This is a genomic window from Pseudonocardia sp. McavD-2-B (assembly GCF_024124365.1).
Classification (GTDB): domain Bacteria; phylum Actinomycetota; class Actinomycetes; order Mycobacteriales; family Pseudonocardiaceae; genus Pseudonocardia; species Pseudonocardia alni.
The window spans coordinates 1-11,111 of sequence record NZ_JAMXSG010000197.1; the positions used below are offsets into that span (position 1 = coordinate 1).

The window sequence follows — 11,111 nt, forward strand, 5'->3', positions numbered from 1 at the left end:
CCGCGACGGTCGCGACGCCCGACTCCCGCAGCAGCCGCGCCGTCTCGCCGTGGGCGACCAGGCTGACGTCGTCGACCTGCTCCAGCTCGGCCTCGCACGTCGGCCACCAGGGGCAGCGGCGGCACTCGGTGATCCGCGACGGCGCCGCGAGCGCGGGCCCGCCGGTCGCCGCGGCCCGGGCGACGGCGGCCCGGTCGGTGAACCGCGCGTCGTACTCCTCCAGCGTGGACCGGCCGCCGGGCCAGTGCCCGGCCCGCAGGTCGTGCCAGACGACCACGTCGGCGTCGAGCCCGATCACCCCGCCGAGCCGCGGGGCCGACTCCGGCGGCGCCCAGCCCGCGGCCTCGAGCAGCCGGGTCAGCTGGGCCAGGGCCAGCAGGTCGCGCGGCTGGGAGCGGACCTTGCGGTCCGGGTCGTGCCGGGCGCGCTGCGGCCACGGGTCGGTGACGGCGGTGGTGCGCGCGCCCTCACCCGGATCGGTGATCCGGCGGCGCACGACGAGCAGCGGGACGTAGCCCCCGGCGGGCGTGCGCACGAGCAGCTCCGCGGTGCCGCGCCGGTCGCCGTCGACAGGCAGTACCGCACCCCAGACCAGCGGTGCACCGGCCGCGACGAGCTCGGCCGTGCGCTCCGCCCGGGCCGCCCGCGGACCGACGCCGGTCCCCGTCGGCCCGGCCATGCCGTCCGGCCAGGTACTCGCCCAGTCCGCACCCCAGGTGCGCGCGAGCAGCTCACCGATCCGCACCCGGTGCGCCGCCGCGTCGGCCCGTCGCTGTTCGATCGCCGGGTCCGGCAGCGCCCGCGGCCGTTCCGCCGCCGACGGGTCGTGGTCCAGGTGCACCCGGCGGCGGCACCCGCTCAGCGCCGCCGCGTCCAGCAGGACACGGGGTGCGGTACGCGGTCCGGTCGAGGTGCTCACGGCTCCCGAGGGTAGAGACCACCCCCGACAGGAACGGATCCGCGTGACGCCCCGTTCCCCCACCCGGGTGGTGTCGGTCCTGCGCGTGCGGTGGGCGGGGCCCTAGGCTGCGTCGACACGGCGATCATCTGCCGAGCCGACCCGGGAGGACACGACATGGGACTGCTGCGCAGGAAGCCGAGCGCGGGCGAGCGCGCCGCGGCGGCGACCAGGGAGGCGGCGGTCGACGCGTCGGAACGGGTGCAGTCGGCCACGGTCCAGACCCTCGAGTACACCCGCGAGACCGCCGACAGGGCCGCCGAGAAGCTGCACCAGCGCGCGGTGAAGGCCCGGAAGAAGGCCGAGGCGGCGTCGCGGCGGGCGGAGAAGGCCGGCCGCCGGGCCGCGCGCAGCACGCGTCGCGCCGTCGGCGAGGGCACCGCCACCGCGAACAGCCTGCTGAGCTCGGCCGACCTCAAGGCCCGCTCGGCCGACCGGAAGGTCGCCAAGGCGGCGGCGAAGGCCGACGCGGGCGCCCGCAAGGCCGAGGCGAAGGCCGCGCGCGCCGCGGAGAAGGGCAGGCTCAAGAGCGAGAACCTGGCCGCCAAGCAGGCCGAGCGGGACCGCGTCGCCCGCGAGTGGAACGCCAAGAAGGTCCAGCGGTACCTCGGCGTGGCCAAGATCGTCGCGCCGCTGCTGGCGCCGTACGCGATGGCCGCGGCCGGGTCGCTGCGCCACCGCCTCGACGACCACCGGTCCCGCCGACTCGGCGTGTCCCCGGACGAGCTGGGCGGTTACTCCGGCCCCGGCGGACGGCTGCACGCACGGCTGTCCCGGATCGCGCGCACCATCACCGAGCTGCGCGAGGACGGGACCGTCGAGCGCGACCAGGCCGCGAAGCGGTTCGCCGACGAGACCGAGCCGCGGCTGCACGACCTCGCCGCCGCCGTCCGGGCCGCGGAGAACATGCCGGCCGCCCGCCGCAAGGCCGCGTACCGCACGGTGTCCGCCGACCTGGACCGCATCGAGGTCCGCCTGCTCGACCACCTGGGCGTCCGCTCCTGACCCGTCTCCGTGGGCCCGGCCCCGGGCCCACGGAGACGGTCGGCCCGCGCGGTACCGATGCGCGCTCCGCCTGCGCTCCGCGCGGTACCGATGCGCGCTCCGCCTGCGCTACGCGCGGTAGGTCTCCAGCAGCCGCAGCCACACCTCGCTGATCGTGGGGAACGCGGGCACGGCGTGCCACAGCCGGGCCAGCGGCACCTCACCGACCACGGCGACCGTCGCCGCGTGCAGCAGCTCGGCGACCCCGGGCCCGACGAACGTGACCCCGAGCAGCACCTCCCGCTGCGGGTCGACGACGGCGACCACCCGGCCGGACCAGTCGTCCGCGGTGAGCGAGGACCCGGCGACGGCGATGTCCATGTCGACCACCCGCACGTCGAGCCCCTCGGCGCGGGCGGCCGCGGCGGTCCGGCCCACCCAGGCGACCTCGGGATCGGTGAACACGACCTGGGGCACCGCGTGGTGGTCGGCGGTCGCCGCGTCCTCGCCCCAGGCGGCGTCGTCGAGCGGGCGGCCCGCGGCGCGTGCGGCGATCGCGTGCGCGGCGATCCGGGCCTGGTACTTGCCCTGGTGGGTGAGCGGGGCCCGCCCGTTGACGTCGCCGACGGCGTAGAGCCAGTCCCCCGCGGCGAGTCCCGAGTCGTCGACGACGATCTCGCCGCGCCGCCCGAGGCCCACCCCGGCCGAGCCGAGGTCGAGCCCGTCGGTGGCCGGACGGCGCCCGGTCGCGACGAGCAGCCGGTCCACCTCGACCTCGTCCCCGCCGCCGACCAGCACCGTCGCGTCCCCGTTCCGGCGCACCTCGTCCAGGCCGGTGCCCAGCCGCAGGTCGACGCCGGCCTCCCGCAGCCCGGCCGCGACACGCTCGGAGGCCTGCGGCTCCGCGCCCGGCAGCACCCGGTCGCCGTGGTTGAACAGCGTGACCTGCGCGCCCAGCCGGGCGTGGGCCAGCGCCATCTCGCAGCCGACGACGCCGCCGCCGAGCACGCCGAGCCGGCGCGGGACCTCCCTCGCCGAGGTCGCCTCGCGCGAGCCCCAGTACTCGACCGTGTCCAGCCCCGCGACGTGCGGCACGACCGGCACGCTGCCGGTCGCGACGACGACGGCGTGGCGCGCGGTCACCACGGTCTCGGTGCCGTCGGCCGCGGTCACGACGACGCGCTTCTCCCCGGCCAACCGGCCCCGGCCACGCAGCACGGCGGCACCGGCGCCCTCGGCCCACCGCACCTGGCCGCTGTCGTCCCAGTCGGAGGTGAACGTCGTGCGGCGTTCGAGGACCTTCGCCGGGTCGAACTCGGCCCGCACGCCGGGCAGCCGCCGGGCGTCGGCGACGGCCTGCGGGGTGCGCAGCAACGCCTTCGACGGGATGCACGCCCAGTAGGAGCACTCCCCGCCGACCAGCTCGGCCTCCACCAGTGCGGCGGACAGGCCGGCGTCCACCGCGTAACCTGCAGCGTTCTCACCGACCGGGCCCGCCCCGATCACGACGACGTCGTAGCTCTGCTCGCTCATGGCACCGAGCTTCCCGCTCCGGGGCCGTTCCATGTCACCCCGGCGCCGGGGTGTCACCCCAGGGCGGCGACCGCGTCCCCCAGCTCGGTGTCGCCACCGCGCAGCTCGAGGGTCAGGCCCGCCGACTGCGGAGCCGTGAGCAGCGCGGCGACGGTCGCGGCGGTGTCGTCGCGGGTCACGTCGCCGTACTCCACCGGCGGCGGGGCCAGCACGACCCGGCCGGTGCCCGGGTCGTTCGTGAGCCTCCCCGGGCGCAGGATCGTCGCGTCGAGCCGGCCGTCGGCGCGGACCGCCTCCTCGGCGGCCTTCTTCGCGCGGATGTAAGCGGCCCAGACCTCGCCGCGCTCGGGGTCCGGCTCGGCGTCCACCCCGGTCGAGGAGATCAGCACGTAGCGGCGGATCCCGGCGGTCGCGGCGGCGTCGGCGAGCAGCACGGCGCCGTCGCGGTCGACGGTCTCCTTGCGCTCCACCCCGCTGCCCGGCCCGGCGCCCGCCGCGAAGACGACGGCGTCGGCGCCGGTCAGGTGCCCCGCGAGGTCCGTCGCGGAGATCTTCTCCAGGTCCGCCACGACCGGGCTCGCCCCGGTGGCCGCCACGTCGTCGGTGTGGTCGGGGTTGCGCACGATCGAGCGCACCGTGTGTCCCTGCCCCGTGAGCAGCGTGGACAGTCGCAGCGCGATCTGTCCGTGTCCTCCGGCGATCACCACGTCCATGCCGGCCACGCTAGGCCGGACGGCCGCTCACCGCCTGTTCGGCTTGAGCGTCCAGACGATCGTCATGGCCCCGGTCTGCACACCCTGGGCGTCGGTGATGGTGACGTCGACGGCGAACTCCGGGCGCGTCCCGGCGTCGAGCTCGGCGAGCACCTCACCGGCCGGACGGGTCAGCACCGCCTCGGCGCGGAGGTCGCCCTTGGCGAGCTTGAGGTAGCGGATCTCGGACCGGACGACCAGCGGCACGGCCCGGTCCCCGGCCGAGGCGAACGCGGCCAGGCCGACCGCGCCGGAGGCGGTCTCGCCCAGTCCGAACATGACCGCGGCGTGCGGCCCGCCGACGTGGTTGTGCTGGTCGGACCGGTCGGGGAGGAACGCCTCGGCCCGGTCGGTCGTGATCGACCCGAAGGTGATCCCGGCGGTGCCCACCCACGGCACCGCCTGCGTCATCGCGTCGGCCACCCAGCTCGCGTCATCAGCCATGACCCGACCCTACTCGCCGGTAACCTCATAGGAAAGCGACGCCCGGTTCCTCACGATTATCGCTGTGCGAGAACGAACCCTCTTGTCCGTCGTGCACAACGGGGTTGAGATCGGTGTGACAGCAGGCACACCAAGTCCCACCACCACGATGCGCAACGCCGCGCGTCCGAGGCTCGGAGGTACCGCCAGTGAAGGCCGTGCGGGTGCACGCGTACAAGCAGGACCCCCGGATCGACGACATCCCGGAACCGACGATCCAGGGTCCGCTCGACGTCATCGTCAAGATCGGCGGTGCCGGCGTGTGCCGCACCGACCTCCACATCATCGACGGGGACTGGGCCGACATCCAGAACCCCGACCTGCCGTACGTGATCGGCCACGAGAACGCGGGCTGGGTGCACGCGGTCGGCGACGGCGTCACGAACGTCGCGGTCGGCGACACCGTCATCCTGCACCCGCAGCCGTCGTGCGGGCTGTGCACCATGTGCCGCTACGGGCGCGACATGCAGTGCACCGGGGACGCGTTCTTCCCCGGCCTGTCGAACAACGACGGCGGCATGGCCGAGTACCTGCGCACCACCGCGCGGTCCTGCGTGAAGCTGAACCCGGACACCAACCCGGCCGACGTCGCCGCACTCGCCGATGCGGGCATCACCGCCTACCACGCGGTCCGCAAGGCGGTGCCGTTCCTGTATCCGGGCACCACCGCGGTCGTGCAGGGCGCGGGCGGGCTCGGTCACATCGGCATCCAGGCGCTCGCCGCGCTCACCGCCACCAAGATCATCGTCGTCGACAAGAACCCGGACGCGCTCGAGCTGGCGAAGCAGATCGGCGCGGAGGAGACCGTCGTCGCCGACGGGAACCAGGTCGAGGCCGTCCAGGAGCTCACCGGCGGCGGCGCCACGGTGGTCTTCGACTTCGTCGCCGAGCAGGGCGCGGAGAACGACGCCTGGGCGATGACCGGCCCGGCCGGCTACAACTTCGTCCTCGGCTACGGCGGCAACCTCTCCGCCCCCACCCTGGACTTCGTCGCCGGCGAGAAGAACATCATCGGCAACATCGTCGGCACCTACAACGACCTCGCCGAGCTCATGGTCCTGGCCCAGGCCGGGAAGGTCACGCTGCACACCGTCCAGTACAAGCTCGACCAGGCGCTGGAGGCCCTGCACGACCTGGACGCGGGCAAGGTCCGCGGCCGGGCGATCCTCGTTCCGTGACCCAGTCATACGTACGTACAGGACGAACGTTCTTTCCCTGACCCACCACCGATCAGCAGAGCTGCTGACGCAGGAGGAACCACATGTACGAGAAGGACGGCGAGAAGTACTTCATCGTCGACTCCCACAGCCACTTCTGGGACGCCTCCCGGGAGAACTGGGTCGAGGGTCGCGAGCAGTACGCCAAGGGCTGGATCGACTGCTTCTACGGCTACCACCAGCTCGGCCCGCCCGAGACCCACTGGGACTGGGAGCACTACCTCAAGGTCTCGCAGGACGACTTCGAGCGCGACGTCTTCATCGAGGGCCACGTCGACTACTCGATCTTCCAGTCGACCTACCTCAAGGAGTGGTACAAGAACGGCTTCAACACCGCCGACCAGAACGCGGCGCTGCTGGAGAAGTGGGGCGACCGGATCATCGTCAACGGGCGCTTCGACCCGCGTGACGGCGACGAGGGCATGAAGCAGTTCGAGGCGGACTGCGCGAAGTACAAGCACAAGGGCGTGAAGCTCTACACCGCGGAGTGGAACGGCAGCTCCCGCGGCTTCAAGCTCACCGACCCGGAGTGCTACCGCTTCCTGGAGCGGGCCCAGGAGCTGGGCATCAAGAACGTCCACGTCCACAAGGGCCCGACGATCTGGCCGCTGGACAAGGACGCGTTCGACGTCGCCGACGTCGACCACGCGGCCACCGACTTCCAGGGCCTGAACTTCATCGTCGAGCACGTCGGCCTGCCGCGCATCGAGGACTTCTGCTTCATGGCGGTGCAGGAGCCCAACGTCTACGCCGGCCTGTCGGTCGTCGTCGGCGGCCTGATGCACGCCCGCCCGAAGTTCTTCGCCAAGGTGATGGGCGAGCTGCTGTTCTGGGTCGGCGAGGACAAGATGACCTTCGGCAGCGACTACAACATCTGGACGCCGAAGTGGCAGGTCGAGGGCCTGGTCGACTGGCAGATGCCCGACGACGACCAGTTCGCCGACTACCCGCGTCTCACCACCGCGTCGAAGAAGAAGATCCTCGGCCTCAACGCGGCGAAGCTCTACGACCTCGAGGTCCCGGCCGACTGCCGGCTGCCCGACACCACGGCCGACGAGGCCATGGCCCCGGGTGAGGAGCTCGTCGACAACAAGGCGGGGGCGCAGGCGTGACCCCGCGGCCTGCTGAGAGCCCGCTCCGGCAGGCCGTGTGGTCAGCGCTGGGGACGGTGCTCGACCCGGAGCTGGACGAGCCGATCACCGAGCTCGACTTCGTCGAGTCGTGGTCGGTCTCGCCCGCCGGTGAGGTCGTCGTCGGGCTCCGGCTGCCGACGTTCTTCTGCGCTCCGAACTTCTCGTTCCTGATGGTCGCCGACGCCTACGACGCGGTGACCGCGGTACCGGGAGTGACGAGGGCGGAGGTGACGCTGGCCGACCACCACGCCTCCGACGAGATCAACGGTGGGGTCGCGGCGCACGCCGGGTTCGTCAAGTCCTTCGAGGGCTCGATCAACGGGCAGGCCGCGGCCGAGCTCGACGAGCTGCGGCACACGTTCCTGGCCAAGGCCGCGCTGGCCGGCCAGGACCGGGTGGCCCGCCCGCTCGTCGACGCCGGCCGGGGACCCGACGAGCTGGCCGGGCTGACGCTCGGCGAGCTGGTCGGGACCGAGGCCGACACCGAGGAGCTGACCCGGATGCGGACCCGCCGCAGGGCTATCGGCCTGCCCGCCGGCGACGACGCACCGCTGCTGGTCCACTCCGACGGCACCGCGGTGACCGTCGAGCAGGTCCCGCTGCACCTGCGTCGCGCGCGGTTGCAGCGGGTCGGGATCGAGACCAACGGGGAGTACTGCAAGGGCCTGTTGAAGATCCGCTACGGCGACAAGGCACCCGCCGCAGCCGCCGGGCACTGACACCGCACCACCACGACACGGGCCGCGCCCTCCACCCGGGGGCGCGGCCCCTCCGCGTCCACGGTGGTCGCCGGCGGGGAGCGGATCAGCGCCCGGGCGGTGCGGCGTCCAGGACCCGGACGGTGTCGGTGAGGCGGTAGCCGTCCCCGTGCACGAAGGGGGCCAGGGCGGCGAGCAGGGCGGCGCGGACGGCGGCGGGGCCGGCGTGGCGTGCCGCGTGCCGCCCCGGCCCGGACGCGAGCACCCCGGCGACGAGGTCGTCCGGGTCGGGGTGCACCACCGGCACCCGGACGACGGCGACCTCCCGCACCACGAGCCCGGCCAGCTCCGCCAGCCGGGTCAGCCGCCGCGGGTCGGTCAGCGGGGGCGCACCGACGCCGCTGCGGTCGGGCCCGGGGTTGTTCTGCGGAGGCGCGGGCGCGGCCCCGGTGAGCGGGGCGAGCGCCGCGCCGATGACGGCGGCGTCGCACTCGTCGGGGGTGCCCCAGACCGTGGCCCGCACCGCGCCGCCCGGCGCGCACACCCGGCCCGCCCCGCGCAGCGCGAGCACCGGGTTCGTGAGGTGCTCCAGCACCTGTACCAGCGTGACCAGGTCGAACGCGTCATCGGCGAAGGGCAGCTCGTGGGCGTCGGCGACCCGCAGGTCCGCCCCGGGCGCGGCCCGCTCCGCCGCGGCGAGCGCGCGAGGTTCGGTGTCGACGCCGGTGACGGCCAGCCCGGCGGCGGCCGCGTCGGCGAGCAGCCGCCCCGCCCCGCAGCCGACGTCCAGCAGCCGCGAGCCCGGGCCGGCGCCCGCCAGGACACGGTCGAACAGCGGGGACGCGGCGGCGGTGCTCACGGCTCCGACGCTAGTCAGGCGCGGTGCCGCGGTCACCGCTTCGGTGGGAGCGTCTCCACGACCGCGACCGCCTCGGCGACCCAGCCGGCGAGCTCCGGGCCGTCGAGGTCGTCGACGTCGGGCTCGCCGGTCACCCACAGCCAGCCGGCCATCTCGCGGCCGCCCATCACCATCCGCTCGGTCCGCGGACGCTCCAGCAGCTCCGCGGAGCGGTCCGCGGCCACCCGTACGAGCAGCCCGCCACGTCCGCTCGCGGCGACGGCCATGTGCCCGTCGACCAGGAAGGCGAGCCCGCCGAACATCGTCTTCTCGGTCACCGGTCGCTCCGCGAGCAGGCTGCGCAGACGGGCGGCGAGACCCTCGTCGTAGGCCACCCGGGCGAGTATGGCCCTCAGCGGCCCCAGACGTCCTCGGCGACCGAGACGATCAGCTCCAGCTTGCGCTTCTGGTCGTCGACGGTGAGCTCGTTGCCCTCGACGGTGGAGGAGAACCCGCACTGCGGCGACAGGCACAGCTGGTCCAGCGGCACGTACCGCGCCGCCTCGTCGATCCGCCGCTTGAGCCCGTCCGGGTCCTCCAGCGTCCCGGACTTGGTCGTGACCAGCCCGAGCACCACCTGCTTGCCCTTCGGGACGAACCGCAGCGGGGCGAACCCTCCGGAGCGCTCGTCGTCGAACTCGCAGAAGAAGCCGTCGACGCCCAGCGTGCCGAACATTGCCTCGGCGACGTGGTCGTAGCCGCCCTCCGCGGCCCACGACGACCGGTAGTTGCCCCGGCACATGTGGGTGGTGACGTACATGTCCGACGGCCGGTCGGCGATCGCGGCGTTGATCTGGCGGATGTAGCGCAGGTGCTGGGTCTCCGGGTCGTCACCCTTCTCGGCCAGCTGCGCGCGGTGCGCCGGGTCGTTCAGGTAGGCCAGCGCGGTGTCGTCGAGCTGCAGGTAGCGGCAGCCGCGGTCGTACATCGCGCGGAGCTGGTCGGCGTAGGCGGTCGACAGGTCGGACCAGAACTCCTCGACGTCGGGGTAGACCTCGCCGGAGATGACCGACCGGCCGCCGCGGGCGTAGACCATGCTCGGCGAGGGGATCGTGAGCTTCGGGGTCGCCGTGGTGACCTGCGCGGCCAGGTACTCGAACGCCGAGGCGAAGACGGGTTCGTCGAGGTGCACCCGGCTGTCGACGGCCATCCCGGCGGAGGTGAAGTTGTTCTGGCCCGCCGCGTTGCGCATCGCGACCTCGACCCGGCCGGAGGTCTTCGTGACGCCGCCGAGGGCGTAGATGAAGTCCATGTGCCAGGAGGTGCGGCGGAACTCGCCGTCGGTGGCCGAGCGCAGGCCGACCGACTCCTGCAGCGCGACGACGTCGGTGATCGCGGCGTCCTCGGCCGCGCGCAGGCCCGCGTCGTCGAGCTCGCCCGCGGCGTGCCGCTCCCGGGCGGCGAGCAGGGCGGGCGGCCGCAGCAGCGAGCCGACGTGGTCGGCCCGGAACGGCGGGACGGTGCGGACGAGCGACTCCACTGTCTTCTCCGGCATCGGGCGAACGTATCGCCGTGTCCGCATGTCCGCCGACGTCACTTCCGGAGAATGGAAGGTCTATCGCGCGCGCCAGTGCGGGGACCGCTTCTCCCGGGCCGCGGCGGCACCTTCCGCCGCGTCCTCGGTGGTCGCGACGACCTTCCGCAGCGTCTCGCCGAAGCGGATCGCCTCCGTGGTGCCCATCTCCGGCCCGCGCACCGCCATCTCCTTGATCGCGCGCTGGGCCAGCGGCGCCCCCGCGGTGAGCCGCCGGGCGAGGTCCCGGGCGGCGTCGCCCAGCTCCTCGTGCGGCACGACCCACCCGGCGAGGCCGATCTCGTGCGCCCGCCGCGCGTCGATCGTCTCGCCGGTGAGCAGCAGCTCCATCGCGTACTGCCGGTCGATCATCCGGGGCAGTCGCAGCGCACCGACGATCGTCGGGACGCCCAGCCGGGCCTCCGGGAAGGAGAAGGTGGCGCGGTCCGAGGCGATCACGAAGTCGCACCAGGTCAGCAGCGTGACGCCGTAGCCGACGGCGGGTCCGTTCACCGCGGCGACGATCGGCTTGAAGATCTCCCAGCCGCTCTCCAGCGAGTTCACCGTCGGCCGCTCGAAGAAGCTGCCCGGGAAGTCGCCCGCCGGGTTGCCGGTGGTCGAGCGCGTGTCCGCCCCGGCACAGAACGCAGGCCCCCGGCCGGTCACGATCGCGACCCACGCCTCGTCGTCGGTGCGGAAGCGGTCCCAGGCGGCGTTGATCGCGCGCCGCATGTCCCCGTCGATCGCGTTGCGCTTCTCCGGGCGGTCGTAGGTGATCGTCACGACGTGTCCGTCGCGTTCGTAGCGCACCCCGTCGGCCATCGGGCCATCCTGGCGGGCTCAGCCGGACGCGGCGACCCCCGGCGCCGCGGCCAGGTGCCGGGCCAGCGGGGCCGCGGCCTCGCGCACCGCGCGCTCGAGCTCCCAGCGGCGCCCGGTGAA

Annotated in this window: 11 protein-coding genes and 1 pseudogene; 4 read left to right on the forward strand and 8 right to left on the reverse strand. The window is 73.9% G+C overall.

Features of this window, described 5'->3' with window-relative positions; translation table 11 throughout:
* Window positions 1-919: pseudogene (locus NH602_RS21885) on the reverse strand (recombinase RecB); the annotation flags it as partial.
* A gap of 156 nt (window positions 920-1,075) precedes the next feature.
* Between NH602_RS21885 and NH602_RS21890 the strand changes: the two are divergent.
* A complete protein-coding gene (locus NH602_RS21890) occupies window positions 1,076-1,963 on the forward strand; it encodes a DUF6474 family protein (RefSeq protein ID WP_083657981.1) in 888 nt (295 codons plus the stop codon).
* 108 nt (window positions 1,964-2,071) lie between these two features.
* Here NH602_RS21890 and NH602_RS21895 read toward each other — a convergent pair whose 3' ends face one another.
* Genes NH602_RS21895 through NH602_RS21905 form a run of 3 tightly spaced genes read right to left on the reverse strand, consistent with a single transcriptional unit; the run spans window position 2,072 to window position 4,671 of the window.
* Window positions 2,072-3,475, reverse strand: coding sequence for an NAD(P)/FAD-dependent oxidoreductase (locus NH602_RS21895; protein ID WP_100879133.1), 1,404 nt, complete (start codon window positions 3,473-3,475; stop codon window positions 2,072-2,074).
* A gap of 53 nt (window positions 3,476-3,528) precedes the next feature.
* Complete coding sequence (locus tag NH602_RS21900) at window positions 3,529-4,188, reverse strand: SDR family oxidoreductase (RefSeq protein ID WP_161152049.1); 660 nt, start codon at window positions 4,186-4,188, stop codon at window positions 3,529-3,531.
* 27 nt (window positions 4,189-4,215) lie between these two features.
* Entirely contained in the window at window positions 4,216-4,671 is a 456-nt protein-coding gene (locus tag NH602_RS21905) for a DUF4442 domain-containing protein (protein ID WP_253068780.1), read from the reverse strand.
* A gap of 188 nt (window positions 4,672-4,859) precedes the next feature.
* Between NH602_RS21905 and NH602_RS21910 the strand changes: the two genes are divergently transcribed.
* The 3 genes from NH602_RS21910 to NH602_RS21920 all read left to right on the forward strand — a co-directional run bounded on the left by NH602_RS21910 (window position 4,860) and on the right by NH602_RS21920 (window position 7,779).
* Window positions 4,860-5,888 (forward strand): NAD(P)-dependent alcohol dehydrogenase, encoded by a 1,029-nt coding sequence (locus NH602_RS21910; protein WP_073573748.1) that lies wholly within the window; start codon window positions 4,860-4,862, stop codon window positions 5,886-5,888.
* An 83-nt stretch (window positions 5,889-5,971) separates the two neighbouring features.
* Window positions 5,972-7,039 carry an amidohydrolase family protein gene (locus NH602_RS21915; protein ID WP_073573747.1) on the forward strand — a complete coding sequence of 356 codons (1,068 nt, stop codon included), beginning with the start codon at window positions 5,972-5,974 and terminating at the stop codon, window positions 7,037-7,039.
* Window positions 7,040-7,074: 35 nt separating this feature from the next.
* Entirely contained in the window at window positions 7,075-7,779 is a 705-nt protein-coding gene (locus NH602_RS21920; RefSeq protein WP_253068781.1) for an iron-sulfur cluster assembly protein, read from the forward strand.
* 85 nt (window positions 7,780-7,864) lie between these two features.
* Here NH602_RS21920 and NH602_RS21925 read toward each other — a convergent pair whose 3' ends face one another.
* From NH602_RS21925 to NH602_RS21940, 4 genes are read right to left on the reverse strand one after another with little or no spacing between them, the layout of a single operon-like run.
* Window positions 7,865-8,617: a class I SAM-dependent methyltransferase gene (locus tag NH602_RS21925; protein ID WP_253068782.1), complete on the reverse strand. Its 753-nt coding sequence runs from the start codon at window positions 8,615-8,617 to the stop codon at window positions 7,865-7,867.
* Between the two features lie 32 nt (window positions 8,618-8,649).
* Window positions 8,650-8,991, reverse strand: a complete 342-nt coding sequence (locus NH602_RS21930) for a TfoX/Sxy family protein (RefSeq protein ID WP_253068783.1) — start codon at window positions 8,989-8,991, stop codon at window positions 8,650-8,652.
* A gap of 17 nt (window positions 8,992-9,008) precedes the next feature.
* Complete coding sequence (locus NH602_RS21935) at window positions 9,009-10,151, reverse strand: 5-methyltetrahydropteroyltriglutamate--homocysteine S-methyltransferase (protein WP_253068784.1); 1,143 nt, start codon at window positions 10,149-10,151, stop codon at window positions 9,009-9,011.
* Between the two features lie 60 nt (window positions 10,152-10,211).
* A complete protein-coding gene (locus NH602_RS21940; protein WP_253068785.1) occupies window positions 10,212-10,991 on the reverse strand; it encodes an enoyl-CoA hydratase/isomerase family protein in 780 nt (259 codons plus the stop codon).
* Between the last annotated feature and the right edge of the window lie 120 nt (window positions 10,992-11,111).

What these genes read in the sequence shown, in the direction of transcription:
- NH602_RS21905 (WP_253068780.1), bottom strand. Translation starts at nt 4,671, where the DNA reads ATGGCTGATGACGCGAGCTGGGTGGCCGACGCGATGACGCAGGCGGTG.
- NH602_RS21895 (WP_100879133.1), bottom strand. Translation starts at nt 3,475, where the DNA reads ATGAGCGAGCAGAGCTACGACGTCGTCGTGATCGGGGCGGGCCCGGTC.
- NH602_RS21890 (WP_083657981.1), top strand. Translation starts at nt 1,076, where the DNA reads ATGGGACTGCTGCGCAGGAAGCCGAGCGCGGGCGAGCGCGCCGCGGCG.
- NH602_RS21915 (WP_073573747.1), top strand. Translation starts at nt 5,972, where the DNA reads ATGTACGAGAAGGACGGCGAGAAGTACTTCATCGTCGACTCCCACAGC.
- NH602_RS21935 (WP_253068784.1), bottom strand. Translation starts at nt 10,151, where the DNA reads ATGCCGGAGAAGACAGTGGAGTCGCTCGTCCGCACCGTCCCGCCGTTC.
- NH602_RS21900 (WP_161152049.1), bottom strand. Translation starts at nt 4,188, where the DNA reads ATGGACGTGGTGATCGCCGGAGGACACGGACAGATCGCGCTGCGACTG.
- NH602_RS21940 (WP_253068785.1), bottom strand. Translation starts at nt 10,991, where the DNA reads ATGGCCGACGGGGTGCGCTACGAACGCGACGGACACGTCGTGACGATC.